The 25954-nt window shown below is 72.4% G+C and carries 23 protein-coding genes; 16 read left to right on the top strand and 7 right to left on the bottom strand.

Annotation, left to right across the window (positions count from 1 at the left end):
- Position 1: 1 nt before the first annotated feature.
- Both ACFO3J_RS21325 and ACFO3J_RS21320 read right to left on the bottom strand, forming a co-directional pair.
- Positions 2-1714 (bottom strand): sugar transferase, encoded by a 1713-nt coding sequence (locus ACFO3J_RS21325; protein ID WP_386431416.1) that lies wholly within the window; start codon positions 1712-1714, stop codon positions 2-4.
- Positions 1711-2907, bottom strand: coding sequence for a glycosyltransferase (locus tag ACFO3J_RS21320; protein ID WP_386431414.1), 1197 nt, complete (start codon positions 2905-2907; stop codon positions 1711-1713). The genes ACFO3J_RS21325 and ACFO3J_RS21320 overlap by 4 nt, the downstream gene beginning before the upstream one ends.
- A 395-nt stretch (positions 2908-3302) precedes the next feature.
- Here ACFO3J_RS21320 and ACFO3J_RS21315 point away from each other — a divergent pair, with 395 nt between their 5' ends.
- From ACFO3J_RS21315 to ACFO3J_RS21280, 8 genes are all read left to right on the top strand, one after another.
- Positions 3303-3713 carry a rodlin gene (locus ACFO3J_RS21315; protein ID WP_386431411.1) on the top strand — a complete coding sequence of 137 codons (411 nt, stop codon included), beginning with the start codon at positions 3303-3305 and terminating at the stop codon, positions 3711-3713.
- 357 nt (positions 3714-4070) lie between these two features.
- Positions 4071-4310 carry a chaplin gene (locus ACFO3J_RS21310; protein ID WP_386431408.1) on the top strand — a complete coding sequence of 80 codons (240 nt, stop codon included), beginning with the start codon at positions 4071-4073 and terminating at the stop codon, positions 4308-4310.
- Positions 4311-4458: 148 nt separating this feature from the next.
- Positions 4459-5148, top strand: a complete 690-nt coding sequence (locus ACFO3J_RS21305; RefSeq protein WP_386431406.1) for a chaplin — start codon at positions 4459-4461, stop codon at positions 5146-5148.
- Between the two features lie 248 nt (positions 5149-5396).
- Positions 5397-5759: a hypothetical protein gene (locus ACFO3J_RS21300; RefSeq protein WP_386431403.1), complete on the top strand. Its 363-nt coding sequence runs from the start codon at positions 5397-5399 to the stop codon at positions 5757-5759.
- A gap of 130 nt (positions 5760-5889) precedes the next feature.
- Entirely contained in the window at positions 5890-6300 is a 411-nt protein-coding gene (locus ACFO3J_RS21295; protein WP_386431401.1) for a rodlin, read from the top strand.
- A gap of 110 nt (positions 6301-6410) precedes the next feature.
- Positions 6411-7061 carry a dihydrofolate reductase family protein gene (locus ACFO3J_RS21290; RefSeq protein WP_386431398.1) on the top strand — a complete coding sequence of 217 codons (651 nt, stop codon included), beginning with the start codon at positions 6411-6413 and terminating at the stop codon, positions 7059-7061.
- Between the two features lie 91 nt (positions 7062-7152).
- Positions 7153-8838, top strand: a complete 1686-nt coding sequence (locus tag ACFO3J_RS21285; protein WP_386431395.1) for an MDR family MFS transporter — start codon at positions 7153-7155, stop codon at positions 8836-8838.
- Positions 8839-8884: 46 nt separating this feature from the next.
- Positions 8885-9340, top strand: coding sequence for a universal stress protein (locus tag ACFO3J_RS21280; RefSeq protein ID WP_386431392.1), 456 nt, complete (start codon positions 8885-8887; stop codon positions 9338-9340).
- Between the two features lie 53 nt (positions 9341-9393).
- Here the strand turns inward: ACFO3J_RS21280 and ACFO3J_RS21275 are convergent, their stop codons facing one another.
- Positions 9394-11007, bottom strand: a complete 1614-nt coding sequence (locus ACFO3J_RS21275; protein ID WP_386431389.1) for an MFS transporter — start codon at positions 11005-11007, stop codon at positions 9394-9396.
- Positions 11008-11284: 277 nt separating this feature from the next.
- Here ACFO3J_RS21275 and ACFO3J_RS21270 point away from each other — a divergent pair, with 277 nt between their 5' ends.
- From ACFO3J_RS21270 to ACFO3J_RS21255, 4 genes are all read left to right on the top strand, one after another.
- A complete protein-coding gene (locus ACFO3J_RS21270; RefSeq protein ID WP_386431386.1) occupies positions 11285-14170 on the top strand; it encodes an FAD-binding and (Fe-S)-binding domain-containing protein in 2886 nt (961 codons plus the stop codon).
- Positions 14171-14601: 431 nt separating this feature from the next.
- Entirely contained in the window at positions 14602-15564 is a 963-nt protein-coding gene (locus ACFO3J_RS21265; RefSeq protein ID WP_386431384.1) for a D-2-hydroxyacid dehydrogenase family protein, read from the top strand.
- 148 nt (positions 15565-15712) lie between these two features.
- Positions 15713-16324: a hypothetical protein gene (locus tag ACFO3J_RS21260; protein ID WP_386431381.1), complete on the top strand. Its 612-nt coding sequence runs from the start codon at positions 15713-15715 to the stop codon at positions 16322-16324.
- Positions 16325-16340: 16 nt separating this feature from the next.
- Positions 16341-16997, top strand: a complete 657-nt coding sequence (locus ACFO3J_RS21255) for a hypothetical protein (protein ID WP_386431378.1) — start codon at positions 16341-16343, stop codon at positions 16995-16997.
- Positions 16998-17090: 93 nt separating this feature from the next.
- Here the strand turns inward: ACFO3J_RS21255 and ACFO3J_RS21250 are convergent, their stop codons facing one another.
- The 3 genes from ACFO3J_RS21250 to ACFO3J_RS21240 form a co-directional block, all read right to left on the bottom strand.
- Positions 17091-18968 (bottom strand): galactose-binding domain-containing protein, encoded by a 1878-nt coding sequence (locus ACFO3J_RS21250; protein WP_386431375.1) that lies wholly within the window; start codon positions 18966-18968, stop codon positions 17091-17093.
- Positions 18969-19673: 705 nt separating this feature from the next.
- Positions 19674-20342 carry a hypothetical protein gene (locus tag ACFO3J_RS21245; RefSeq protein ID WP_386431373.1) on the bottom strand — a complete coding sequence of 223 codons (669 nt, stop codon included), beginning with the start codon at positions 20340-20342 and terminating at the stop codon, positions 19674-19676.
- 164 nt (positions 20343-20506) lie between these two features.
- Positions 20507-20737 carry a hypothetical protein gene (locus ACFO3J_RS21240; RefSeq protein WP_386431370.1) on the bottom strand — a complete coding sequence of 77 codons (231 nt, stop codon included), beginning with the start codon at positions 20735-20737 and terminating at the stop codon, positions 20507-20509.
- On the opposite strand from ACFO3J_RS21240, the gene ACFO3J_RS21235 reads away from it, so the two are divergent.
- Positions 20736-21683, top strand: a complete 948-nt coding sequence (locus tag ACFO3J_RS21235; RefSeq protein WP_386431368.1) for an alpha/beta fold hydrolase — start codon at positions 20736-20738, stop codon at positions 21681-21683. The two genes, ACFO3J_RS21240 and ACFO3J_RS21235, sit on opposite strands and share 2 nt — an antisense overlap.
- A gap of 104 nt (positions 21684-21787) precedes the next feature.
- Here ACFO3J_RS21235 and ACFO3J_RS21230 read toward each other — a convergent pair whose 3' ends face one another.
- Complete coding sequence (locus ACFO3J_RS21230; protein WP_386433003.1) at positions 21788-22648, bottom strand: D-alanyl-D-alanine carboxypeptidase family protein; 861 nt, start codon at positions 22646-22648, stop codon at positions 21788-21790.
- A 705-nt stretch (positions 22649-23353) separates the two neighbouring features.
- On the opposite strand from ACFO3J_RS21230, the gene ACFO3J_RS21225 reads away from it, so the two are divergent.
- The 3 genes from ACFO3J_RS21225 to ACFO3J_RS21215 all read left to right on the top strand — a co-directional run bounded on the left by ACFO3J_RS21225 (position 23354) and on the right by ACFO3J_RS21215 (position 25895).
- Entirely contained in the window at positions 23354-23704 is a 351-nt protein-coding gene (locus ACFO3J_RS21225) for a MerR family transcriptional regulator (protein ID WP_386431365.1), read from the top strand.
- 297 nt (positions 23705-24001) lie between these two features.
- Positions 24002-24205 (top strand): cold-shock protein, encoded by a 204-nt coding sequence (locus tag ACFO3J_RS21220; RefSeq protein ID WP_033176667.1) that lies wholly within the window; start codon positions 24002-24004, stop codon positions 24203-24205.
- 202 nt (positions 24206-24407) lie between these two features.
- The gene (locus ACFO3J_RS21215) at positions 24408-25895 is read left to right on the top strand and encodes a DEAD/DEAH box helicase (RefSeq protein ID WP_386431362.1); all 1488 of its coding nucleotides are present in this window, start codon (positions 24408-24410) and stop codon (positions 25893-25895) included.
- Positions 25896-25954: the final 59 nt, after the last annotated feature.

Below are 25954 nucleotides of genomic sequence, written 5' to 3'. Positions count from 1 at the left end.
ATCAGCTGCCGCCGAACCGGAACACCGAGAAGGCGGTGCGCAGCAGCAGCGCCACGTCCGACCACAGTGACCAGCTGTCGATGTAGTGGTTGTCGAAGCGGGCCCGGTCGGCGATCGAGGTGTCACCGCGCAGCCCGTGCACCTGGGCCAGCCCGGTGATACCGGCCGGCATCCGGTGCCGGTCGCGGTAGCCGGGGTGCTCGGTGCCGAACCGCTCGACGAAATGCGGCCGTTCGGGCCGGGGACCGACCAGGCTCATATCGCCGCGCAGTACGTTCCACAGCTGCGGCAGCTCGTCGAGCGAGGTCCGCCGCAGCAGCCGGCCGACCCGGGTCATCTGCCCGTCGTGGGCGATGTTCCAGCGGGTCGCGGACTCGTGCTCCCCGCTGGGCCGCAGGGTGCGGAACTTCAGGATGGTGAACGGCCGTCCGCCCAGGCCGATCCGCTGCTGCCGGAAGATCACCCCGGGCCCGTCGCCGAGCCGTACGGCGAGGGCGCAGCCGGCCAGCACGGGTGACAGGCAGAGCAGCGCGGTGCCGGACACCGCGGCGTCCAGCGCGCGCTTGGCCCACCGGCCCGGCAGCCCCGGCATCCGCTCCGGGTCCGAGTCCACCGGATGGGCGGCGAATCCCCACAGATGGCCGGACGGCACGGGGCCGCGTGCGGGGCCCAGCTGCCAGACCTGGCAGCCGTGCGCGGCCAGCAGCCGCAGGGCCGCGGTGGTGGGCGGGTCCGACGGGATCGGGGCGGCCACGACCGCGTGCCGCACCGAGTTCTGGATCAGGGCGCGGGTGATCTCGCCCTGCCCGGCGAGCACCGGCAGGGGCGGCTCGGGCAGCGGGGCGGCCGGGTCGCGGACCGGCGGGGCGACCGGCTCGGCCGCCGGGCCGGGGGCGATGACACCGACCGGGCGCAGGCCGTACTCCGGGTGGGCGCGCAAGGTGGCGGCGATCCGTGCCGAGGCGGTGTCGACGCCGACGACCAGGGTGGACCGGGGGTGCCGGCGGGCGTCGGCCCGGCGCCGGCGGTAGGTCAGGGCGCGCAGTCCGCAGGCGACCGCCACGGTCGCCGCGACCGCGCCCACCAGCGCGTCCCGGCTCGTCCCCGCGCCCAGCAGCGCGACGGCGAATCCCCAGGCGAGCATCGCCCGCGCGCCGATCGAGGGCACCTCCAGCAGGGCCCGGGGGTCGAAACCGGGCCGGTACAGGCCCGCCTGGCGGCACGCGACCAGCAGCACCCCGAGGGCGAGCGCCCCGCAGCGCACGGCTCCGGCCCCCGACCCCGCTCCCGCCCCCGCGACGCCCGTCCCGGCCAGTACGGCCACGCAGTCCGCGGCGACGAGGGACCGGGTGGTGCGCCGGGGCGAGTCGGGGCGGGCGGGGCGCTGCCGGGGCGCGGCGGTGGGCGCGCCGGGCTCGGCGGGGGCACCGCGCTGCGGCGGAGTGGTGGCGGGGGCGTCGGGGGTGCCGGTGCCGGGCTGCGGGACCTGGCGGGTCGTGGCGCCGGTCGTGGCGCCGGTCATATCGTCGTCGAGGTCCTGATCGAGGCCCTGATCGAGGCCATGGCCGGAGCCGTGCGCGTAGCCAGGGCCGTAGTCATGGCCCTGCCCTGGTCCGGACTCGGCGGGGGCCCCGGCCGCTTCGGCGTCCGGAAGCGGTTCCGAGGCCGGCGGCTGCGGGCCCGGGCCGGTGGCGCGGCGGGTGGAGCGCGTCATCGCACCGCCCTCTCCGCGGGGCGCGGGCGGGGGAGGGCGAGCAGGTCGCGGTAGAGGACGGCGATGTCGGCGGTGGTCCTGCGCACCTCGTGCCGGGCGCGGACATGGCCGAGGGCGCGGGACGCGACGGCGCCGCGCAGCCCCGGGTCGGTGAGCAGCCGCAGCAGCGCGTCCGCCAGTGCCCGAGGGTCCTCGACGGGGACGACGCATTGCTCCGTGTCGCCGGGCGGCAGGCTCTCGCGGGCCCCGGCCACATCGGTGAGGACCACCGCCCTGCCGCAGGCCATCGCCTCCAGCGGGGCGAGCGCCATGCCCTCCCAGCGGGACGGCTGGACCACCAGGTCCGCCGCCTGATACCAGGGGCGCGGGTCGGCGGCGGCGCCGGCCAGGATGACGCCGGGAGGCGCGTCGAGGAGCAGGCGGCGACGGTCGGGGCCCTCGCCGACCAGGGCGAGTCGCGCGCCGGGCAGCCGCGCGGTCACCCGCGGCCAGGCCCGCAGCAGCAGATCCTGGCCTTTCTGCGGGCAGAGCCGCCCGACGCACACCACCAGCGGGGCGCCGGGCAGGAGGAGGCTCAGCGCCGGCAGCGTCGCCCGGACCGATGCGCGGTCGGCGGCGGGGCCGAAGCGGTCGGTGTCCACACCGTTGGGCACCACCGCCCAGCGCCCCGGGACGCGCTGGCGCTCCCCGCAGGCACGTTCCGCCTCGCTGACGCACAGCACCCGGTCCGCCCAGCGGGCGGCGTACCGCTCCCAGCGCACCGCGGTCGCGGCCAGCGGGCCGGTCGCGGCCTCGAAGGACCAGGCGTGCGGCTGGAAGACGGTGGGCACGCGGCCCCGGGCGGCGAGCCGGCCGGCCAGTCCGGCCTTGGCGCTGTGCAGATGGAGCAGGTCGGGGCGGGTGGCGCGCAGGACGCGGGCGGCGTCGGCGACCTCGCGGGCCAGACCGGGGCCGGGGGAGCGGCGCGCTGGCCACCGTACGGCCTCGGCGCCCGCCTCGGTGACCGCGCGGGCGAGCGGGACGGGGGCGCCGGGACGGCCGGCCGGGCCCGGTGGGGAGGCGACCACCACCCGGGCGCCGGCGCGCACCTGGGCACGGACCAGGTCCAGGACGACGCGGGCGACGCCGCCGTCGACCGGCTGCGTCATATGGAGCACCGTCAGCCCGGCCAGTTCGTACTGGTGTTGCGGCATCGCGCGCCGTTCTCTCTCTCGGCCACCCGGAGAAGCCGAAGTCCGGTCAAGTCCCGCTGCCGCGCGATCGGGCGGCGATCGGCGGCTGCGTGCGGTCAACGAATCCCATGCCGATCAGGTAATCGCCACGGCTCAGGAATGCACGCTGGCAGACCGGACGGCGGGAATCACGGAAGGCGCGCGGGCCGTTGACCAGGCCGAATTCTTATGACGATCACAAGTTCGAGGATGACCGGACGTCAACACGCGTACGCGCGTCTCACCCTTTCCCCCGCGTCAGCCACACGCCGCGCCGCCCGTCTCCATTCGGGTGAACGATCATTACCAACCGGCTTTCGCGCTGTTGGGCAGGGCGCCCCTGGTACCGGGGGCAGCCTCTCGTCAAAGGACCAACCGTGATCAAGAAGATCCTCGCCACGGCCGCGGTCGCGGCCTCCCTCGCGGGCGTCTCCGCGGCCGTCGCCCCGCAGGCGATGGCCATCGGTGACTCCGCCGGGACCACCACCGCCAATGGCAACGGCTCGGAGCAGGCCTACGGCAACACCTACACCGGCGGCTACATGAGCCCGTCGTTCGCGCTGATCCAGGGCTCGCTCAACAAGCCGTGCATCGCGCTGCCGGCCAAGGCCAACCTCGGCTCGCTCATCGGCCTGATCCCGATCAGCGTCCAGGACATCAATGTGCTGTCCTCGCCGCAGAACCAGCAGTGCACGGAGAACTCCACCCAGGCCAAGGGTGACGAGGCGCTGTCGCACCTGCTGGACAACATCCCGATCCTGTCCGGCAACGGCACCGCGAACCGCTGACGCGGACGGTCTTCGGCCGGTCCGGATGATCCGGCCGGTCCGGCCTCACCGCGGCGCGGTCCTTCGCGGCCCCGGACACCGGCAGTTCGCGGGTGGACCGGGGCCGTGGCTTTTTCCGGCACCGAATTCGGGCGGAGCGCCCGTTCTTTTTCCGGCGGCCGATTTTCCTCCCGCTCGGTTCGGGTTCATCCGGGTCCATTCGGGTGGATAGTACGTATCCGGCCGGGCCGGGGAGTTGCTTCCGGTGACCGGTGGTCGTTAGCCGGTCGTAACCGCGTTCAGGGCACGGAAATACGTGTCCGACCACCGCGATGGCCGTGGTGGTGCCAGACGTCGCTTACGGAAAAGGAGCCAACCGTGAAGTTCTCGAAGGTCGCGGCCGCCGCCGCCGGCACGCTGCTCGCGATGGGCGTGGCCGCTCCCGCGTTCGCCGACTCGGGCGCCGGCGGTGTCGCCGCCGGCTCCCCGGGCGTGGTGTCCGGCAACGTCATCCAGGTGCCGGTACACGTGCCGGTCAACCTGTGCGGCAACACGATCGACATCATCGCCCTGCTCAACCCGGCGTTCGGCAACGCGTGCGTGAACGCCAGCTCGTGACATCCGCCTGTCAGGCCGTGAGGTCCTGAACAGGTACCGCCCCGGAGCGCCGACCGCGCCCGGGGCGGTGCGTCTCCATGGCCGCGGAGCCACCGCGCGCCGCGGAAATGACGCGAACGACTGCGAAAGATGCGGAGAAGAAGAGTCGATGCGACAGATCCTGAGCCGGAGCCTGCTCACCGTCGCTGCCGCGGGCAGCGTCCTCGCCGCGGCGGGGGGTTACGCGAGCGCGGACGCCGGCGCGGAGGGCGCCGCGTCCGGCTCGCCCGGCGTGCTGTCCGGCAACAACGTCCAGGTGCCCGTACACGTACCGGTGAACGCCTGCGGCAACACCGTGGACGTGGTGGGCGTGGCCAACCCCGCCTTCGGCAACCACTGCGCCAATGAATCGCACAGTGCCGGTTCCGGCACAGGGTCCGGCGTCGCCGGCGCGGGTGCGGCCGGAGTGGCCAAGGGGTCGCCCGGCGTGCTCTCGGGGAATTCGGTGGCCGTTCCGGTGCAGGCGCCGGTGAACGCGTGCGGAAACACCGTGGACGCGGTGGGCGTGCTGAATCCGGCGATGGGGAATTCCTGCGCCAACGACGACCGGACCTCCTCGGTCGCGACTCCGCGCACGCCCGTCGCTCCGCCGCCCCCGCGGCACGCCACGCCGCCGCCCCACACCGGGACGCCCCGGATCCCGGCCCAGGCCGGGCCGAGGACACCGCGTATGGCCGACACCGGCGTCGGCGGCCGGGAGCTCGGTACGGCCGGCGCTGCCAGCGCGGCCCTGCTGCTGGGCGGCGCGATGCTCTACCGCCGGAGCAGGCGCCCGGCATACGTGGGGCGTACGCGGTAAGCGGGTCCGAAACCCGGCAGCGATATCCGGCGATGAACGGCGAGGAGCGGGCGGGACATGCGGTCTTCAGAAAATCATTCCGCGAATCGCAGCCACGCTTCCTCACTTTCGGGTGATTGTCCCCCGGGCGGTTTACTCGTCGTTTCCGTTGCTCTCCGTGGTCGTTGTGCATGCGAAAGACCGCCGAGGCACTTCGGCGTCAGCTACTGAAAGGGTGGCCAGTGAAGTACTCGAAGGTTGCAGCGGCCGTGACCGGTTCCGTGATGGCGGTCGGCGTGGCCTCCCCCGCGTTCGCCGCCAGCTCCCCCGCCCCCAGCTCCCTCGCCGACAACATGACGACGATGCCCACGAGCATCAACGGCGGTGTCGACCAGGCCCTGGCCCAGCAGCCGCTGCAGAAGGCCGTGGACGACGGCAAGGTGGGCGACCTGCTGGGCAGCGTCACCGGCGCCGCCCAGAAGCTGCGTGGGCAGACCTCGGCGGACTCCCTGCTCGGTCAGACGACCGGCGCCGCCCAGGCCGGCCTGCTGTCGACGCTGACCGGTGCCGTGCCCGGCGCGTCGCTGCTCGGCGGCCTCCCGCTCGGCGCCCTCGGCGGCTTGGGCCACTGAGCCACCCGGCTCCGGCCACTCGTCGGAGTGAAAGGCCGGAACCAAACCTCGCGTGAGCGGTTGATCAGATCGCTCCAGACCTTCCGAAAACCGTGCATCCAAGCACCAAGCACCATAAAAAAGGACAACCATGATCAAGAAGATGCTCGCCGGTGCTGCGCTCGCCGCCTCCGTCGCCGCGATCGGTGCCACCGCCGCCCCGCAGGCGATGGCCCTCGGCAACGACAGGGACACCACCACGGTGAACGGCAACGGCTCCGAGCAGGCCTACGGCAACACCCGCACCGGTGGCGTCCAGAGCCCGCAGATCGGCCTGGTCCAGGGCACCCTGAACAAGCCCTGCATCGGTCTGCCGCTCAAGGCGAACGTCGGCTCGCTGATCGGCCTCATCCCGATCACCGTCCAGGACGTCAATGTGCTGGCCAACCCGCAGAACCAGCAGTGCGCCGAGAACTCCACCCAGGCCAAGGGCGACGAGCCGCTGTCCCACATCCTCAGCAACATCCCGGTCCTGTCCGGCAACGGTGCGGCCAACGGCTGATCCCAGCCCTGACCCCCGCCTCATCGCGGGCCGCCGGCCTTCCCCCCCGCCGGCGGCCCGTTCGGCGTATCCGGCCCCGGACCGGCCGGGTGCGCCGTTACGCTGCCGCGATGGCCAAGACGACATATTTCACGGCGACGAGTATCGACGGCTTCATCGCGGACGAGCGGAACTCACTGGACTGGCTCCTCGCCGCCGACGAAGGCGGCGAAGGCGGCGACCGCTTCGGCCCCTTCTTCGCCGGGGTGGGGGCGTTCGCGATGGGGGCGACCACCTATGAGTGGGTGCTGGCGCACGACAGCATGCTGGAGCACCCGGAGAAGTGGCACGGCTACTACGGACAGACGCCCTGCTGGGTCTTCACCCACCGCGATCTCCCCGCCATCCCGGGCGCCGATCTCACCTTTGTCCGCGGCGAGGTGCGCCCCGTGCACGAGGCGATGGCCGCGGCGGCGGGCGACCGGGCGATCTGGCTGGTCGGCGGCGGCGAACTCGTCGGCGCCTTCGCCGACGAGGGACTGCTGGACGAACTCGTGCTCGGCGTCGCCCCGGTGAGCCTCGGCGCCGGAGCCCCGCTCCTCCCCCGCCGGCTGGCCGCGGACCCGGCCCCGGACGGCGCCCTCCCGGACAGCCCCGTCCCGGACAGCCCCGCGTCGGACGCCCCCGCTCCGGATCGACCCGCCTCGGACCGGCTGGAATTGACCGATGTCGAGCGGGTCGGGGGCTTCGCCTATCTCACCTACACGGTGCGCCGCCGCTGAGCGGAACCAGGACTGACCTGCGGCTGCCCGCCCAGCCCTCCGGGCAGGTATGTTGCCTAGGGCAAGCAAAGACCCTGGAGGAAGAGTCCCCATGAGCGCCCAAGCAGATGCCGCCTCGACCGGCACCGCGGCACCACCGGCGGCGTACTCGCACCGGCAGATAATGGTCATCCTGTCGGGGCTGCTGCTGGGCATGTTCCTGGCCGCGCTGGACCAGACGGTGGTCTCGACGGCCATCTACAAGATCGGCGAGAGTCTCAACGGCCTCACCGCGCAGGCCTGGGTGACGACCTCGTTCCTGATCACCTCGACCATCGCGACCCCGCTGTACGGCAAGCTCTCCGACCAGTACGGCCGCAAGCCGTTCTTCCTCTTCGCGATCGCGGTCTTCATCGTCGGCTCGGCGCTGTGCATGCTGTCGACGTCGATGTACATGCTGGCCGGGTTCCGCGCCTTCCAGGGCATAGGCGCGGGCGGTCTGTTCTCGCTGGCCTTCGCGATCGTCGGCGACATCATTCCGCCCCGGGAGAGAGCCAAGTACCAGGGCTACTTCATGGCGGTCTTCGCCACCTCCAGCGTGCTCGGACCGGTGGTCGGCGGCGCGCTGGCCGGCCAGGACCAGCTGCTGGGCATCGACGGCTGGCGCTGGATCTTCCTGATCAACGTACCGATCGGCGTCGTCGCCCTGATCGTGGTCGGCCGGGTGCTGCATGTGAAGCACGACGCCCGCAAGCACCGGGTCGACTACGCGGGCGCCGTCGCGCTCATCGTCGCGCTGGTGCCGCTGCTGATCATCGCCGAGCAGGGCCGCGAGTGGGGCTGGGCGAGCGGGACCGCATTCGGCTGCTACATCCTCGGCGCGATCGGCATCGTGAGCTTCCTGTTCGCCGAGCGCCGGGCCGGTGACGAGGCGCTGCTGCCGATGCGGCTGTTCCGCAACGGGGTGTTCGCCCTCGGCTCCGCCCAGTCGGCGATCATCGGTATCGGCATGTTCGGCGGCATCACGCTGCTGCCGCTCTACCTCCAGCTGGTCAAGGGCAATTCGCCGACCAAGGCCGGTCTGCTGACGCTGCCGCTGGTGCTCGGCATCATGATCCTGTCGATGGTCTCCGGCCAGATAACCTCCAGGACCGGCCGCTACAAGATCTTCCCGATCATCGGCTCGGTCCTGCTGGTGGTCGGCATGCTCATGCTGTGGCAGATGACCGCGGACAGCGGCCTGGTCTACGTCGACGCCGCCATGTTCGTGGTCGGCGCCGGCCTCGGCTTCAATATGCAGACCATCGTGCTGGCCATGCAGAACGCGGTGCCGCCCCGGGACATCGGCGTGGCCACCTCCTCGACCACCTTCTTCCGGCAGATGGGCGGCACGCTCGGGGTCGCGGTCTTCCTGGCCATCGTCTACTCGCTGGTCGGCGGCAAGATCGGCTCGGCCTTCGCCGCCGCCCGCGGCACCGCGGCCTTCCAGGCGGCGGCCAAGGCGCACCCGGACCAGCTGAAGACGCTCACCTCGGCGTCCTCGGGCGGCACCGGGACGCTCAACGACACGTCCTTCCTCAACCACATCGACCCGGTGCTCGGCCACCCGTTCAAGGTCGGCTTCACCGAGGCCATCAACGTCGCCTTCCTGGTCGGCGCGGCCGTCCTGGTGATCGCCTGTGTGCTGGCCTGCCTGATCAAGGAGGTGCCGCTGCGCACCACCGCCGCGGCCTTCGCCGAGAAGCCGGGCGGCCAGCCGGGCCCCGCGGCGGACGACACCACCGCCCCGGCCTCGTAGCCGATCCGTCGCCGAGCGGGCAGAGCAGCAGAGAAGCGGCGGAGCGGTGGGTTTCGACCCGATCCCGGGCGACGGCGGCCGGGTGGTCGTGGCGGGCGTGGACGGCTCCGACTCGTCCTGGCGCGCCACCGCCTACGCGGTGGGCCTCGCCCGGCGTCAGGACGCGCTGCTCGTCCTGGTCCACGTCCTGCCCGCGCACCCGACGGCGGCGCTGGCGGGTGTGGCGTGGATGCTCGCCGACGGCGATCTGGCGGTGGCCGACCAGCTCCGCCGCCGTATCGCGGCCGGCCTGGCCGCCAGTACCGAGGTCAGCTCGCTGCGCTGGCAGTTCCATGTCCTACGCGCCCCTGACGTGGTGGCCGGCCTCGCCCGTACGGCCGACGAACTGCGCGCCGACTCGGTCGTCATCGGCGCCTCGCGGGGCCTGCGCCACCGGCTGTTCGGCTCGGCCGGCGTCCGGCTGGTCAAGGGTGGGCGATGGCCGGTGATCGTGGTGCCGTGAGCCGGGCCGGCGGTGGCGAGCCGTTTCCGCGGGTACGTCACCGCGGGCCCCGGTCAGGACGGCTGCTGGACGAAGTCCTTGGTGCGGATGGTGGCGAAGGAGACCACGCCCGCCGCGAGGGCGATGATCCCGCCCACCAGCAGGATCTCGTTCAGGCCCGAGGTGAAGGCGGAGGCGGTCAGTTCCTTCACGGGGGCGCGGACCTTCGCCGGCAGGCTGCCGAGGGTCCGGGTGACCGTGCCGGACTGGATGGCGGTGGAGATCTGCGGACCCCGGTGGCTGAGACCGGGGATCGAGCCGATGTGGTCGGTCACAAAGGACTTGATCTTGCTGGAGAAGAGCGTGCCCAGCAGGGCGATACCGGTGGCGATGCCGATCTGGCGGAAGGTGGAGTTGATGCCGGACGCCATGCCCGCGTGGGCCGGCTGGACGACGCCGACCGCGGTCGAGGCGAGGGGCGGGTTGACCAGGCCCAGCCCGGCGCCGGACATGATCATGCCGGGGATGAGATGGGTCCAGTGGCTCGACGCGTCCAGGCCCCGCATCCACAGCAGTCCGCCGCCGACCAGCAGCAGTCCCGGCCCGATCAGGAACCGCACCGGCATCCTGGACGAGAGCCGGCCGGAGACGGTGGACATCACCAGGATCCCGGCGGAGATCACCAGCAGCCGCACGCCGGTGCCCAGCGCGCTGAAACCCAGCACGTCCTGGAGGTAGAGCACCAGATAGAGCAGCAGCGACAGCAGTGACGCGCTGAGGCCGAAGGCCGCGACCAGGCCGCCGGTGAAGGTGGGTTTGCGGAAGAGGGACAGGTCGAACATCGGCTGCCGACCGCGCGCCTCCACCACCACGAAGGCCGCGATGAGCACCGCGGACGCGGTGAGGCAGCCGATGACGACGCCGCTGTCGAAGGACTTCTGGCTGGACTCGATCAGCGCGAAGACGAGGGCGGACAGCCCGGCGGTGAACAGCACGAAGCCGGGCCAGTCGGGCCGCCGCGCCTGCGGATGGCGGGTTTCGGCGACCTTGAGCAGGGTGATCACGACGGCGACCACCCCGATGGGCAGATTGACGAAGAAGATCCACCGCCAGGACAGACCGGTGGTGAGGACACCGCCGAGCAGGGGTCCGATGGAGACCGCGAGCCCGATGATCGTGCCCCAGACGGCGAAGGCCGTGCCCCGGTCCTTGCCGCGGAAGGCTTCCGCGAGCAGTGCCAGCGACACCGAGAACATCACGGAGCCGCCGATTCCCTGCAGCCCCCGGGACAGTTGCAGCATCAGGATGTCCTCCGACAGCCCGCAGAGCAGCGAGGCCACCGTGAAGATCACCAGACCGATCACATAGAGCAGCCTGCGGCCGTACATGTCGGCGAGGCTGCCGGCGGTGAGCAGCAGGGCGGCCAGCGTCAGCGCGTAGGCGTCCACGACCCACTGGAGGTCGGAGAAGCTCGCGTTGAGCACGTCCTGGATGTCGGGCAGCGCCACATTGACGATGGTGATGTCGAGCAGCAGCATGAACGTCCCGAGGCAGACCGCGGTCAGCGTCCACCACTTGTTCGCCTCGGGCGGGGCATGCCCGGTGCGGTGCCGGCCTGCCGGGGCGGGCGGCGGGTCCGCCGGGTGGGAGCCGTGCGGTACGGGCGCGTCGGGCTCGCGGTCGGACATCTGGACGACTCCTATTTCTCGGCCCGACAGCGGAGGCGGGACGGCCGGATTCCTGAGGGAACCGGACCGGATTCCGCGCGCCGAGCGTTTTTCGCGTCAACGCGGCGGACCGAAGCGCGTGGCTTCCGCATCCGTCCTGCCGACTATCTCCTGCCGGAACTCCGGACGGTCCGATCCCGCACGGCGCAGTCGGGGGAAACCTGGCGGGATGGGGGCGGAGGCATAAGGTGTGCGCGGTATTGCGTGACGTTGCTCGGTGGAAAACCGGAGGGTGTCCGTGGCGGCTGGCACGAGGGACGACGAGCGGGTCGGTGATCCGGCCGCGGAACTGGCCGGGGAGCTGCGGCGGGCCGGCCTGGGCGAGGTGGAGACGGGCGTCCGGCGGCGGGCCGAGTACGGGGCCGACGCGTCGAACTACCGGGTGGTCCCGCAAGTGGTGGTCTTTCCGCGCGAGACAGCCGAGGTGCTGGCCGCACTGGACGTCTGCCGGCGCCGCGGGGTGCCGCTCACCGCGCGGGGCGCGGGGACCTCGATCGCCGGCAACGCGGTGGGCGAAGGGGTGGTGCTGGACTTCTCCCGGCACATGAACCGGGTGCTGGGCGTCGACCCCGAGGCGCGGACGGCGGTCGCGCAGCCCGGGGCCGTGCTGGACACGATCACGGCGGCCGCCGCGCCCTACGGCCTGCGGTTCGGGCCCGATCCCTCGACCCACGCGCGGGCCACCCTCGGCGGCTCGCTGGGGAACAACGCCTGCGGGGCGCGGGCGTTGGCGTACGGCCGCAGTTCGGACAACACGGTGGAGCTGGACGTGGTGACCGGCAGCGGGGTGCGGTTCACCGCCCGGCGGCTGGGCCGGGCGGGGCTGCTGGGCGGCGGGGCGGGGCCGGAGCGCGAGCTGCTGGCCGGCCTCGGCGCGGTGGTGAGCGACCGACTGGCCCTGATCCGGACCGAGTTCGGCCGCTTCACCCGTCAGGTCTCCGGCTACTCCATGGAGCACCTGCTGCCGGAAAACGGCGCCGACCTGGCGAAATTCCTGGTCGGCAGCGAAGGCACCCTCGCGCTGCTGCTCCAGGCGACCGTACGGCTGGTCGAGGCGCCCCGGCACACCGCGACCGCCGTGCTGGGCTACCCCGACATGGCCGCCGGGGCCGACGCCGTGCCCGCGCTGCTGCCGCACCGGCCCATCGCGCTGGAGGGCATGAACTCCCGGCTGGTGGACGTCCTGCGGCGGCGCCGTGGCGAAGGGGCCGTGCCGGCCGGGCTGCCCCGGGGCGACGGCTGGATCTTCGCCGAGACGGCCGGCGGCAGCGAGGCCGAAGCGGTCGCTGCGGCCCGGCTGCTGGCCGCCGACGCGGGCTGCCTGGACGCCGCGGTGGTCACCGGCGACGCGGCCCGCGCGCTGTGGCGGATCCGCGAGGACGGCGCCGGGCTCGGCGGCCGCACCCCGGCCGGCGAACCGGCCTGGCCCGGCTGGGAGGACTCCGCGGTGCCGCCCGGGCAGCTGGGCCCCTACATGCGCGAACTCGGCTCGCTGATGCGGGACTTCGGTCTCGACGGGCTGATGTACGGCCATTTCGGCGACGGTTGCCTGCATATGCGGATCGACTTCCCGCTGGCCGAACGCCCCGCCGTCTTCCGGGACTTCGTGCGGGACGCGGCTGTGCTGGCCGGCCGCTACGGCGGCTCGGTGTCCGGCGAGCACGGCGACGGGCGGGCCCGCGGCGCCCTGCTCGGCCATATGTACTCCCCCCAGGCGCTGGAGACGCTCGCCGCCGTCAAGCACGTCTTCGACCCCGGGGACGTCCTCAACCCCGGAGTCATCGTGCGGCCCCGCCCGGTGGAGGCCGACCTGCGGCTGCCCGCCGCGAAGGCCTCCCTGGGCCCGCTCGCCTTCGCCTACCCGCACGACCGGGGCGACTTCGCCACCGCCGTGCACCGCTGTGTCGGCGTCGGCAAGTGCCGCGCGGACGGGACGGGTTCGGGGACGGTGATGTGCCCGTCGTTCCTGGCGACACGGGACGAGAAGGACTCCACCCGGGGACGGGCCCGGGCGCTTCAGGAGTTGGCCAACGGCACGCTGATGACCGGTGGTTGGAGCTCGCCGGAGATCGCCGAGTCACTGGACCTGTGCCTGTCCTGCAAGGGCTGCGCGAGCGACTGCCCGGCCGGGGTGGACATGGCCACCTACAAGGCGGAGGCGCTGCACCAGCGTTACCGCCGGCGGCTCCGGCCCGCCGCGCACTACGCGCTGGGCTGGCTGCCGCGCTGGGCCCGGCTGGTCGCGCGGACCCCCCGGCTCGTCAACACGCTGCTGGCGATCCGCCCGCTGGCGGCGCTGGCCAAGCGGGGCGGCGGCCTCGACGCCCGCCGGCCGCTGCCGCGTTTCGCCGCGCGGACCTTCCGGCAGTGGTTCGCCGAGCGGACCGCCGCGAGCGCGGCCGGGCAGCCGGTGCTGCTGTGGGTGGACACCTTCACCGACCACTTCTCCCCCGAGGTCGGGCAGGCCGCCGTCCGGGTGCTGGAGCAGGCGGGCTACGACGTACAGGTCACCGGGCGGGCGGTCTGCTGCGGCCTGACCTGGATCTCCACCGGCCAACTGGACGCGGCCAAGCGGAGGTTGACAGAAACCCTGGACGCGCTGGGGCCGGCGCTGGCGGCGGGCTGGCCGATCGTCGGCCTGGAGCCCTCCTGCACGGCGGTGCTGCGCGGCGAGCTGACCGGGCTGCTGCCGGACGACCCCCGCTCGGCCCGGGCGGCGGCGGCCACCCGCACGCTGGCGGAACTCCTCACCGCCACTCCCGGCTGGACCCCGCCGGACCTCACCGGCGTCCACGGCGTCGCCCAACCGCACTGCCACCAGCACGCGGTGCTCGGCTGGGACGCGGACGCGTCCCTGCTGCGGGCGGGCGGCGCGGAGCTGACCAGGGTCGGCGGCTGCTGCGGCCTGGCCGGCAACTTCGGTGTGGAAAAGGGCCATTACGACGTCTCCGTGGCGGTCGCCGAGACGGCTCTGCTGCCGGCCGTGCGGTCCGCCGCCCCGGACGCGGTGATCCTGGCCGACGGTTACTCGTGCCGCACCCAACTGGCCCATCTCGCGCCGTCGCCGGGCATCCATCTGGCGCAGCTCCTGGCGGAGCGGGGCCCGGCGGCGCCGACGGAGTAGCGGACCCGGGCGGGATGGCCGGCCTGCCGTCGGTGGGCCGGGCGCCGCCTGCCGCCTGCCGTACGGGGGCGGGGACGGGCCCGGCCCGGGCCGCCCGTCGTGGGTGGCGCGGGCCCGACCGGCCGGGGTCGGTGCGGGCGCCGCAGGGGGCGCCGCTCGGGCTGCCGGCGCCCGTCCGGGGCGCCGAACGGTGGGCCGGGACCTCCGGCCCTGACGGGCGACCCCGGCCCGGTCCGCGCGGCTCCCCGGAACCCGGGCGCGTAATCTGCTCACACGGGAACGGACGGCCCGGATCGCCGCCCCACCCCGGTCTTCCGGGGCCGGCGCGAGCCGGTGCCGGCGCGAGCCGGCGCCGGATGTGCCGGACCGGGGCCGGGTGCTCCCGGCCGCCGCGTTCCGCCGAGCGTCACCGCTGTGAGGGAGAAGCCGTCGTGTCCGTCCGTATCGCCGTGCTGGACGACTACCAGCGGGTCGCCCCGACCATGGCCGACTGGTCCGGGCCGCTGCCCGACACCGCCGTCACCTTCTTCGACCGGCACATCGCCGACGAGGCCGAACTGATCGCCGCGCTGGACCCGTTCGAGGTGATCGTGGCCATGCGCGAGCGCACCGCCTTCCCGCGCGCGGTGCTGGAGAAGCTGCCCCGGCTACGGCTGCTGGTCACCACCGGTATGCGCAACGCCGCCATCGACTTCGCCGCGGCGGCCGACCTCGGCGTCACCGTCTGCGGCACCCGCACCTACGAACCGGGCACCGCCGAACTCACCTGGGCGCTGATCCTCGGCCTGTTCCGCGACGTGGCCGCCGACGACGCCCGGATGCGGACCGGCGGCTGGCAGGCGACCGTCGCCGGTGACCTGGACGGCGAGATCCTCGGCGTGGTCGGCATGGGCCGCCTCGGCGCCCGGGTGGCCCGGATCGGCGCCGCCTTCGGCATGGACGTCGTCGCCTGGAGCCCCAGCCTCACCGCCGAGCGCGCCGCCGAACACGGCGCCCGGCTGGTCGGCAAGGCCGACCTCTTCGCCACCGCCAAGGTCGTCACCGTGCATGTGGCGCTCAACGACGGCTCCCGCGGCCTCATCGGCGCCCCCGAACTCGGCGCCATGCGCGACGACGCCTACCTCGTCAACACCTCCCGCTTCCCGCTGATCGACGCCGAGGCGCTGCGTACCGCCCTCACCACCACCGAGCGGCCGGCCGGCCTCGCCCTCGACGTATACGAGATCGAGCCGCTGCCGGCCGACCACTGGCTGCGTACCGCCCCCCGCACCCTGCTGTCCCCCCACATGGGCTACGTCACCGCCAACACCTACCGCCTCTTCTACGGCGACGCCGTCGACGACATCGCGGCCTACCTCGCGGACCCGTCGGCGCCGCTGCGCCCGCTCGGCTGACCGGGTGCGGCGCGGGCGCTCGGCCGTCCGGACGCGTTGGCCGCGACCCGGGGCCCCTCGGCCGCGTAGCGTGCGTACCGCCCGCGGTCGGGTTCGGGGACATACGGGGTTCGGCGGTGTTCGGCGTGGTTCGGAGGAGTGAGGACGCTTGGTGACGCACGTGTGGAAGGAGCTGGACGCCGCGGTGGCGGGCCGGCTGGCCGGGGCGTCGGAGGGTGAGCGGGCGGTGTTCGCCGCCGGGGTCGCGCAGCGGCTGTTCCAGGCGCACGAGGCGCTGCCCGCCGCCGAACAGCGGGGATTCACCCTGGACCTGCGGCCGTTGCTGGCCGCGGTCTGGTCCGGGGTGCTCGGTGACGCGACCGCCTTCGCCACCATCAAGCAGGGCCTCGGGGCCTTCTATCTGAGCGACTACTGCCACAACGACGGCCAGGACGGCCCGGACGACGCCGACGAGCCGGCCGCCGCGGCCGTACTCCACGCCGCCAACGCGTACATGCACGGATGCAGTGACTTCGCGGTCTTCGCCAGCGGCCGGGCGGTCGAGGCGGTCAACGAACTCGCCCGGGACTCCGAGGACCACGCCGACGATCCGGACGAACTCCTCGCCGAGGAACTCCGCCGCCAGCTCCGGGACCTCGACCTCATCGCCGGGCACGCCGCAACCCTGCGCCGCGCCCGCTTCGGCCTCGACCGCGCGACGAGCGCGGATCTGCGGACGGCGCTGCACCTGCCGCTGTCCCGCGCGGACGATCTCACCTAGGCCGGGGGCGGCGGACATGGAGACCGAGCAGGAGGACGGCACCGCCCGGTTCCTCCGGCTGCTGCGGGCGCTGCCCGCGCCGCCGGACGCGGAGGCGCTCTTCGGCCCCGACGGCGCCGGGCCGCTGCGGAGCCGGAATCTGACCCGGTATCTCGGCCTGATGCGGGAGATCGGTCCGAAGGTGCTGCTGGTCGCCGAGGCGCCGGGCTACCGGGGGATGACCATCAGCGGTGTGCCCTCCATGAGCGTCCGCCAACTCACCGCGAAACCGGGGCTGATCACCGGCCGTCCGCAGGGCGACGGCTTCGAGGTCCCTCCCGACCCGGCCTTCGGCTGGGAGGCGTCGGCGGCGGCGGTGTGGGGGGCGCTCGCCTCCTGGCAGGGGCCCAAGCCACTGCTGTGGGGAATCTACCCGCACCATCCGCACGCGCCGGGCGACCCGCACACCAACCGTACGCCGCGCGCCTCGGAGGTGACCGCGGGCGCCCCGGTCGCGCTGGCGCTGGCGGCGGCCTACGGCATCACCTCGCTCGTCGCCGTCGGCCGCAAGGCGCAGGGCGCGCTGGCCGCGAGCGGCGTCACCGCCCCGGCGGTACGCCACCCGGCCCAGGGCGGCGCCCGGATCTTCGCCGCCCAACTCGCCGCGCTGAACGCGGAACAGGAGCAGGACTGACGGCAAGTGCCCTGGTACGCCGGGGGCGTACCAGGGCACTCGGGGTCGAACGCGGCGGATCAGCGGTGGTTCAGTGCCGCGTCGCGTTCCGTATCAGGTGCCGAAGACCTGGAACTCCCAGAGCGAGTAGCCGTACTGGGTGGACCGGGCCGTGCCGTACAGCCGTACGTAGCGGCCGGAACCGGTCACCGGCAGCGTCTGGACGCCGCCCGTGGCGGTGGTGGTGGAGTAGACGGTGGTCCAGTTCGTACCGTCCGCCGAGGTCTGGATCTGGAAGGCCTTGCCGTAGGCGGTCTCCCAGTTCAGCACCACCTGGCTGATGGTGTGGGTGGCGCCCAGGTCGACCTGGAGCCACTGCGGGTCGGTGAAGGCGCTCGACCAGCGGGTGCCGGTGTTGCCGTCCACCGCGGCGCTGGCGGGGGTGCCGACGTTCTCGGTCGAGGAAGCGGTGGCCGTCTTGCCCTGGGACAGCAGGGTGGCCGTGCCGCCGCCGCCACCGCCGCCACCACCGGTCGACGGCGTTCCGTAGAGGGCGAGTTCATAGAGCGAGTCGCCGTACTGCGAGGCTCTGGCGGTCGCCAGCACCCGGACATAGCGTCCAGTGGCGTTCAGCGCGGTGTCCTGGATGTCCGCCGGGCTGTTGTTGTTGGTGTAGACGGTGGTCCAGTTGGTGCCGTCCGGCGATGTCTGTAGCTGATAGGCCGATGCTGAGGCCGCCTCCCAGGTGAGGGTGGCGTGGTTGATGTTGTAGGACTGACCGAGGTCGACCTGGAGCCACTGCGGGTCGGAGAAGGCGCTCGACCAGCGGGTGGTGATGTTGCCGTCGGTGGCGTTGGACGCCGGGAAGGTGGCGCTCTCCACCGAGGAGGACGTGGTGGGCTTGCCCTGGGCGATGTTGGTGCCCGAGATGGCGCCCGGCGCCTTGTTGTAGACGGCCACGTAGTCGATGTTCATCTGGCCGCCGGAGACGGTCGCGGCGTTGGGGCCGCCACCGAACGCGGCGGGGAAGCCGCCGCCGATGGCCAGGTCGAAGATGATGTAGTAGCTGTGGTCAACGGCGTTGGCCCAGGCGGTGGCGTCCACCTGGTTGGAGTTCAGGGTGAAGAAGTTGGCGCCGTCGAGGTACCAGCGGATCTGCTCGGGCGAGGTCGACCGGTCGACCTCCACCGCGTAGGTGTGGTAGCCGGTCTGGCAGCCGGCGCAGGCCCGCTCGCCGCTGCCGACACCGCTGGTCTCGTTGCACGGACCGCCGCTGCCGACACCGCAGTGCAGCGTGCCGAACACCGAACTGCGGCCGTTGATGTCCTCAAGGATGTCCACCTCGCCGGAGCCGGGCCACGGCACGCCGACCCGCAGCGGCGAGCCGAGCATCCAGAACGCGGGCCAGTATCCGGCCCCGTTGGCGGTGGTCACGTTGGGCTGCTGGATCGACGCCTGGATCCGCACGACGCCGCCGGGCTGCGCGCCGAAGCCGTCGGCCTGCGTCTCGACGCGGCCCGAGGTCCAGTTGGCGTTCGGGTCGGTGCCGGTGTGCAGGGCCTTGAGCACCAGGTGGCCGTTGCCGTCCTGGTAGACGTTGGCCGTGCTGTTGGTCATCGTCTCGATCTCACCGGTGCCGAACGTCCAGCCGGCCCCGGCGTCGTAGCGCCATGTGTCCGTGTTCAGACCGGTGTTGGCGGCCCCGTTGAAGTCGTCGCTCCAGGTCGTGCTGAAGCCGGCCGGCGCCGCGGGCACGGCGTTCGGCTGCACGGCGGCGGGCTTCGCCTGCGCGGCGGCGGCGTGCTGGGCCGCCGGCTGGGCGGCTGTTGCCCTTGAAGCGGACCCGGAAGCGGACCCGGACGTGGACGCGGTGGCGGCGGGCGTACCGGCCAAGGTGACCGCCGCGACAGCGGTCACGGCCATCAGCCCGATCGTGAACCGTCGGTCGAGCCTGCGGCGCAACGCGTGCAACCGCGTGCCTCTGATCGACATGCCTACTCCTTCTCCTCTGTGGGGGGCGGCGCGTCCGGGTCTGGCCACGACCCGGCGGGCGCTGTAGTGGGGGGTGGAGGTGAGAGCGCTCTCAGGAGAGTCTTCCTCCGGTCCGAGCGCTGTCAAGAGAACCGGCAACGTTTACGGAACATCGGGGGGCCTGGGTTGTCTTGCTTGTGTGGTAACGGGGCCGCCGTCCGACCGGGCGGCCGCCGCGTCGGCCCGGGGGCGCCGCGGGGCTGACCAGGCCTGAACGCGAGGGCGTTGGCCGGCGGCGCGCGCGGCGCGCTCCCGTCGCGGCCAACGGGGCCGGGCCGACCGTTCCGCCGACCGCCGCCAGACGACGGACCCGGCGGTCAGCCAGGTCGCTCACGCCGGGCGAAGCGCGCCGCCGACCGCTCGCGGGCCGGATCGAGCGTGCTGGGAAGGGAACGGGGGCCGGCGCTCATCGCAGGGGAACCGGCCCGGCCGAGGGTCGCCCGAGCGCCGGGGAGTACGGAGGGGCCGGAGGAGCGCCGTGCGTGTCGACCACGGGCGGATCGTCCGGGAAGCGTGGACCGAAGGCGTGCGGAGCCGTTTTCCCGGAGGGCCGAAGGCGGGCTGTGCCGTACCCGGGACGAGCCGCCGCAGGGGGAGACAGCGGCGGGCTGCCGCGATGCGGGGGACTGCCCGGGCCTCCGGGATTCGCTGAGGGGCCGCCGCGCGCTATTTCCTGCCGCGGGTCCACTGGATGGCGAAATCGTAATCGCGGGAGATGACCTCCTGGATGCCGGCGCCGCCTTCGGGGGTGAACCAGCGGACCTCGCGCTCAATGATGAGTTCGCCCTTTTCCCGGGTGATCAGGGCGATAGCGCAGGCGTTCGAGTCGGGCGGAGAGTCGTCGAGGTGGAGCTCGAAGCTTTCGCCGCTGTCGGAGGTCAGGGTCACTTTCGCGTCGAGGCCGCGGAAGTCGCCGGAGCCCCCGTAGATGTAGACGAAGAGCAGCAGTTTGGAGAAACGGGCCTGCTCGCTCAGGTTGATCGTGAGGTTCTCGCCGGCCAGGCCGCCGGTGCGGTCGTCGGCGTCCAGGGCCACGAACGGGGGGCGGTCGAGGGCGCCGAACGCGTTGCCGAGGGCCTGGACGACCGCTGTGCCGCCGTCGCTGAAGCTGATCAGGCAGCCCAGGTCGAGATCCACGTCCTTGGTGGCGGCCGTCTGCAATGACGCCCGGACCTTTCCGAGCAGCCCGTGCGCCTGGCGTGCCTGGCTCTGGGCGGCGGCCCGCGCCGAACTCCACTTCAGATTGACCCGGACCAGGCCGGAGGTCACGCCGTGCTTGTCCAGGGAGACGGTGGGTGAGGATTTGGTCAGGATGACCGGGCCGGGCTCTGACATGGTGGGGCCTTTCATCGGTCGGGGGCCGGTGCCCCGGGTCTCCCCGGGACCGGTCGGCCCGGACGCCTCCAGTCTCCGCCCTTTCGTGGCGGACCGGACATGCGTGACGCGTCAGGTTCGCGTGGTGATCCGGGGATGGATGCCGGGCGACCGGTGGCCATCTGTCAAACGATCAAGGGGACGGCCGGGTCACCACCGATCGAGTGGCTCGCGAAGGAGTGAAGCTGCCCGCGTCGCGCATCCAACAGCCCGTTCGGCACGTTGACCATGGCGCAGGTGCCCTGGGGAATCCGCGACCGCGTCCGCGCAGGAGCTCGGCGCGGGGCGTCGGTCACCGTGCCGTCGGTCACCATCCGCCGCACGGGAAAGACAGGAAACAGAGGAAAGAAGAGCATGACGCCGCTCACCTCCCCCCCGGCCTCCACCGCGCCGATCCTGCCGCCTCCCGATCCGTATCCGGCGGTGGTCCGTGCGCACTCCTGGCAGGGCTACCACTGCGAGTCCCGCCTGGTGCGTAGCGCCACCCCGCGGCTGGCGCCGCTGCTGATGATCGGGGGCGCCTTCCAGCGCAAGGAGATGTGGGGGCGGTTCGAACGGGAATTCCTCGCCCATATGGATGTCCTCACCGTGGACCCGCCCGGCTGGGGCGCCGGCGATGTGCTGCCCGACCATCACGGCGTGGCCCTGCTCGCCGACGCCGTGCGGCACATGCTCGACGAGCGCGGGATCGAGCGGGTCAATCTCCTCGGCGGCTCCTACGGGACCGCGATCGCCTACCGCATGGCCCAGTGCTACCCCGAGCGGGTGGTCCGGATGGCCCTGGTCGGCACCATGACGTCGATCCCCGAACACGCGCGCGCGGCCATGCGCCGCACGCTGGAGCACCTGGCCGAGCGGCGGATGGAGGAGTACGCGCGGGCGGCTGTGGAGATCCTGATGAACGGCGAGCGGCTCGGCGATGTCGTGGCCGGCGCGAAGGTGCGCCGCTTCCTGCTGCGCCGGCTGGCCCGTCTGCCGGAGGCGGAAGCGGAGCAGACCTACGCCAACACCCGGCGCCTGCTCAACCAGGAGATGATCGACACCAGCCGGCCGCCGGTGGCCCCCGCTCTGGTGGCGACCGGGGAGTACGACTCCTTCACCACCCCCGAGCTGTGCCGCGACATGGCCGCGGCCTGCCGCGAGAGCTGGTTCACCGAAGTCCGCGCCGCGGACCACATGCTCTTCCTGGAGCGCACCACCGAACTCGCCGACCTCACCACCCGTTTCTTCGCCGCCGAGTCCCTGGCCGACCTCCCGTACTGCCATCCGGTCGAGCAGATCCGGCCGATCCCGCTTCCCTGATGCCGCGGGACGCGGAGCACGGAGCGCGGGGCCGGCCGGGATCCCTCGCGTACGGCGGTCCCGGCCGTGGCCCGGCCGGGACCGCGTGTGCGCCCGCGGGGCGGCTACTTCTTGAAGGCGTAGTCCATCAGCTTCTTGGCGTCGGCGGTGCGGGTGGCCTCGGAGGTGGAGGCCAGCACGGTGCCGATGACCGTCTTGCTGCCACGGGTGGCGGCGAAGACCAGGCAGTAGCCGGCCTGCGGACCGGACCCGGTCTTGACGCCGATGGTGCCGGAGTAACTGCCGAGCAGCAGATTGGTGTTCTTCCAGGACATGTAGCGGTAGGCGCCGGTCTTGGTGGTGACCTTCTGCTGGGTCGACTTGGTCTTGACGATCACCCGGAAGGCGGAGAACTTCATCGCGTTGCTGGCGAGTTTCGTCAGGTCGCGCGGGGTCGAGTAGTTCGCACCCTTCCCTATTCCGTCGAACGAGTCGAAGTGCGTGTTCTTCAGACCCAGGCTCTTGGCGGTGGAGTTCATCGAGCCGATGAAGGACTTCACCCGCGCCGCCTGGGTGGAGCCGGTGCCGAACTTGTCGGCCAGCGCGAACGCGGCGTCGCATCCCGACGGGAGCATCAGGCCGTAGAGCAGCTGGCGGACGGTGGGCCTGTCACCGACGATCAAGTGGGCCGACGAGGCGTTGTTCCTGACGATGTAGTCGCTGTACGCCTTCTGGACGGTGACTTTCGCGTCCAGGTTGAGCTTCTTGCTGGCCAGCACCACCCGGGCGGTCATGATCTTGGTGGTGGAACCGGTGGAACGGCGGGTGTCGGCGGCCTTGGTGTACAGGCTCAGTCCGCTGCTGTTGTTCATCACATAGCCGCCCTTGGCGACGACGGCGGGCGCGGGCGGCGCGGCGGCCTGCGCCGGGGCGGCCAGCGCTCCCACGGTCAGCAGCGCTCCGGCGGTGACCAGCACGACGGACATCCGGCGGACGCCTCTGATCTCGGTTCTCAAGTCAACTGCTCCATAACCCTCGTTGTGCGGCCGCGGAGGAACGCCGCTCACTGATGGGACGCGGTTCGGCGCGAAGGGACGCGCGTGCCAGGGCATTTTCACCGACATCTCGCGGTCCGCTCCCCGGTGTGTTCATCGGTCCGCTCATCGATCCGGCCAAGTGCCGTTGCCCTGTGCTCAGTTCATGTTACTTTCCGTCGCCGTGCGCGGGGGATGAATCGGGTCGAGCCGGTGGTCGCCCCGCTGGGACCGCGCCGAGCCGGCCCGGAAGTGACGCCGGTCACCTTCCTTCCGGACGGCCTGGACGGCCTGGACGGCCTGGACCGCCTGGGCGGCCTGGGCGACCTGGGCGACTTTCGGGGGGACGCTGTCCCACGAGACCACCGCCCGCCGCCTTCCGGGCGGCCCGGGACGGTGTCACCTCGGACCCGGATCCCTGCCGCTGACCAGCGGAAGGGGGGCGGCGGCCGGCCGCCGGGGGGCGGTCGGACCGCCGCGGAAACCTACCGTGGTCGCGATAGACATGGTCATTTCGGGCAGGTATAGTTCCTGGCGTAGCCGAGTATGAAGGGAGAGGAGTAGGCGCCATCGGTGTCACGGATGGTGTTGAAACCCCCTCGGGGCCCTGGTGCCGTGCGGCACCAGGGCCCTCGACGCGTCCCACATGAGGTAGAAGTGCCCCCTGAAAACCCCCCGCACCCCACCACCGACCGGCTTGACGACGACGACTACCCCGCCTACACGATGGGCCGCGCCGCGGAGATGATCGGCACCACGCCGGGCTTCCTGCGGGCCATCGGCGAAGCGCGGCTCATCACCCCGCTCCGGTCCGACGGCGGCCACCGCCGCTACTCCCGTTACCAGCTCCGCATCGCCGCCCGCGCCCGCGAGCTGGTCGACAGCGGCACCCCGATCGAGGCCGCCTGCCGCATCGTGATCCTGGAGGACCAGCTGGACGAGGCCCGCAAGCTCAACGAGGAGATGCGCCGCCAGCGGGGCGGCGCCGAGGAGTCCGCCGCATCGTGACTCCCCTGGCGCCCGCCGAATACCTATCGCGACCGGTACAGAAATCATCGCCATCGGCGGTGAGGGTTTATGGCACGGCGGGCGGAGTGAAATCACTTGTCGCGCCCAGCCGGTTGCTTCGTGCTACGGTTGGCCGCAGTTGCAGTTGTGGTTCCCAAAGACTTCAAGTGCTCCGGTCGGTGCCAATCCGGCAGGCGCACTTCTGTATTTCCGGTGCTATCCGGACGGGGTAATCATCGCGGCGACGCGGGGCTCGCACAGTGCGAGCCCTCTGTACTGCCCCGAAGGAGATATGACATGGCTACTGGCACCGTGAAGTGGTTCAACGCGGAAAAGGGCTTCGGTTTCATCGAGCAGGACGGCGGCGGCGCCGACGTCTTCGCCCACTACTCGAACATCGCCGCCTCTGGCTTCCGTGAGCTGCAGGAGGGCCAGAAGGTTTCCTTCGACGTCACCCAGGGCCAGAAGGGCCCGCAGGCCGAGAACATCGTTCCCGCCTGACGTCGAACCGCACGACCGCAACTGGGTCCGCACCTTCGGGTGCGGACCCAGTTCCGTGTTTTTACGCATCGCGCGGCCCCGGGGGCATCCCCGACGTCCGATGTGTCCCAGATTTTTTCTCCGGCTCGTTCCTGCAATTCCTGGCGCTGTTCTTTCGCTGCCGAGAATTCCTCGATACGCGCCGCATCGAGGAAGGTTCCGCATGAACCGCACCGCTCGCACGAATGACCGATATTCCCGCGGCCGTAATGACCGCTCCGGCGCTCCGGCCCGCTCCGGTGCCCCGGCGCGTTCGGGCGCGCCGTCCCGCTCCGGCGCTCCCAGCCGCTCCGGTGGCTACCAGCGACGGCCGGCCGGACGGCAGGGCGAGTTCGCCCTGCCGGTCACCATCACGCCCGCCCTGCCCCCGGTGACGGCGTTCGCCGACCTGGACATGCCGGTGGAGCTGCTGACCACCCTGACCAGCCTGGGAGTGATCGAGCCCTTCCCGATCCAGGGCGCCACGCTGCCGAACTCGCTGGCCGGCCGGGACGTCCTCGGCCGCGGCCGGACCGGATCGGGCAAGACGCTGGCCTTCGGCCTGGCGCTGCTCGCCCGGACCGCCGGGCAGCGCGCCGAACCGCGCCGCCCGCTCGGCCTGGTGCTGGTGCCCACCCGGGAGCTGGCCCAGCAGGTCACCGACGCGCTCACCCCGTACGCCCGGCAGCTGCGGCTGCGGCTGACCACCGTGGTCGGCGGTATGTCGATCGGCCGCCAGGCCAGCGCGCTGCGCGGCGGGGTCGAAGTGGTCATCGCCACACCCGGCCGGCTCAAGGACCTCATCGAGCGCGGCGACTGCCGGCTGGACCAGGTCGAGATCACCGTGCTGGACGAGGCCGACCAGATGGCCGACATGGGCTTCATGCCGCAGGTCACCGAGCTGCTGGACCAGGTGCGCCCGAACGGGCAGCGGATGCTGTTCTCGGCCACCCTGGACCGCAACGTCGACCTGCTGGTCCGGCGCTACCTGCACGACCCGGTCGTCCACTCGGTCGACCCGGCGGCGGGCGCCGTCACCACCATGGAGCACCACGTGCTCCATGTGCACGGCGCCGACAAGCACGCCACCACCACGGAGATCGCCGCGCGCGACGGCCGGGTGCTGATGTTCCTGGACACCAAGCACGCGGTGGACCGGCTCACCAAGGACCTGCTGAACAGCGGGGTACGCGCCGCGGCGCTGCACGGCGGCAAGTCGCAGCCGCAGCGGACCCGGACCCTGGCCCAGTTCAAGACCGGCCACGTCACGGTGCTGGTGGCCACGAATGTCGCCGCCCGCGGCATCCACGTGGACGACCTGGACCTGGTGGTCAACATCGACCCGCCGAGCGACCACAAGGACTATCTGCACCGCGGCGGCCGTACCGCCAGGGCCGGCGAGTCCGGCAGCGTCGTCACGCTGGTCCTGCCGCACCAGCAGCGCGACATGACCCGCCTGATGGCCGACGCCGGGATCACCCCGCAGATCACCCAGGTCCGCTCCGGTGAGGCCGGTCTGAGCCGGATCACCGGCGCGCAGGCGCCCTCGGGCATCCCGGTGACCATCTCCGCCCCGGTGGCTGAGCGCGGCGAGCGCGGTGCCTCCTCGGGCCGCAGGCGCCGCAACCGCCCGGCGCAGCCGCGCCGTGCGCACGCCGCGCCCCGCTCCTAGCGGGACCGGCCGGCAAACGGCTGACAACGCACCACCCGGCCGCCCCCGGCCCGCCGCGG

Source organism: Streptomyces polygonati (genome assembly GCF_042650325.1).
Classification (GTDB): Bacteria; Actinomycetota; Actinomycetes; order Streptomycetales; family Streptomycetaceae; genus Actinacidiphila; species Actinacidiphila polygonati.
The sequence above is the reverse complement of the archived record's forward strand: the minus strand, read 5'-3'. Positions and strand labels throughout refer to the sequence as shown.

What these genes read in the sequence shown, in the direction of transcription:
- ACFO3J_RS21325 (WP_386431416.1), bottom strand. Translation starts at nt 1,714, where the DNA reads ATGACGCGCTCCACCCGCCGCGCCACCGGCCCGGGCCCGCAGCCGCCG.
- ACFO3J_RS21320 (WP_386431414.1), bottom strand. Translation starts at nt 2,907, where the DNA reads ATGCCGCAACACCAGTACGAACTGGCCGGGCTGACGGTGCTCCATATG.
- ACFO3J_RS21305 (WP_386431406.1), top strand. Translation starts at nt 4,459, where the DNA reads ATGCGACAGATCCTGAGCCGGAGCCTGCTCACCGTCGCTGCCGCGGGC.
- ACFO3J_RS21295 (WP_386431401.1), top strand. Translation starts at nt 5,890, where the DNA reads ATGATCAAGAAGATGCTCGCCGGTGCTGCGCTCGCCGCCTCCGTCGCC.
- ACFO3J_RS21290 (WP_386431398.1), top strand. Translation starts at nt 6,411, where the DNA reads ATGGCCAAGACGACATATTTCACGGCGACGAGTATCGACGGCTTCATC.
- ACFO3J_RS21285 (WP_386431395.1), top strand. Translation starts at nt 7,153, where the DNA reads ATGAGCGCCCAAGCAGATGCCGCCTCGACCGGCACCGCGGCACCACCG.
- ACFO3J_RS21275 (WP_386431389.1), bottom strand. Translation starts at nt 11,007, where the DNA reads ATGTCCGACCGCGAGCCCGACGCGCCCGTACCGCACGGCTCCCACCCG.
- ACFO3J_RS21255 (WP_386431378.1), top strand. Translation starts at nt 16,341, where the DNA reads ATGGAGACCGAGCAGGAGGACGGCACCGCCCGGTTCCTCCGGCTGCTG.
- ACFO3J_RS21250 (WP_386431375.1), bottom strand. Translation starts at nt 18,968, where the DNA reads ATGTCGATCAGAGGCACGCGGTTGCACGCGTTGCGCCGCAGGCTCGAC.
- ACFO3J_RS21245 (WP_386431373.1), bottom strand. Translation starts at nt 20,342, where the DNA reads ATGTCAGAGCCCGGCCCGGTCATCCTGACCAAATCCTCACCCACCGTC.
- ACFO3J_RS21235 (WP_386431368.1), top strand. Translation starts at nt 20,736, where the DNA reads ATGACGCCGCTCACCTCCCCCCCGGCCTCCACCGCGCCGATCCTGCCG.
- ACFO3J_RS21240 (WP_386431370.1), bottom strand. Translation starts at nt 20,737, where the DNA reads ATGCTCTTCTTTCCTCTGTTTCCTGTCTTTCCCGTGCGGCGGATGGTG.
- ACFO3J_RS21230 (WP_386433003.1), bottom strand. Translation starts at nt 22,648, where the DNA reads ATGTCCGTCGTGCTGGTCACCGCCGGAGCGCTGCTGACCGTGGGAGCG.
- ACFO3J_RS21220 (WP_033176667.1), top strand. Translation starts at nt 24,002, where the DNA reads ATGGCTACTGGCACCGTGAAGTGGTTCAACGCGGAAAAGGGCTTCGGT.
- ACFO3J_RS21215 (WP_386431362.1), top strand. Translation starts at nt 24,408, where the DNA reads ATGAACCGCACCGCTCGCACGAATGACCGATATTCCCGCGGCCGTAAT.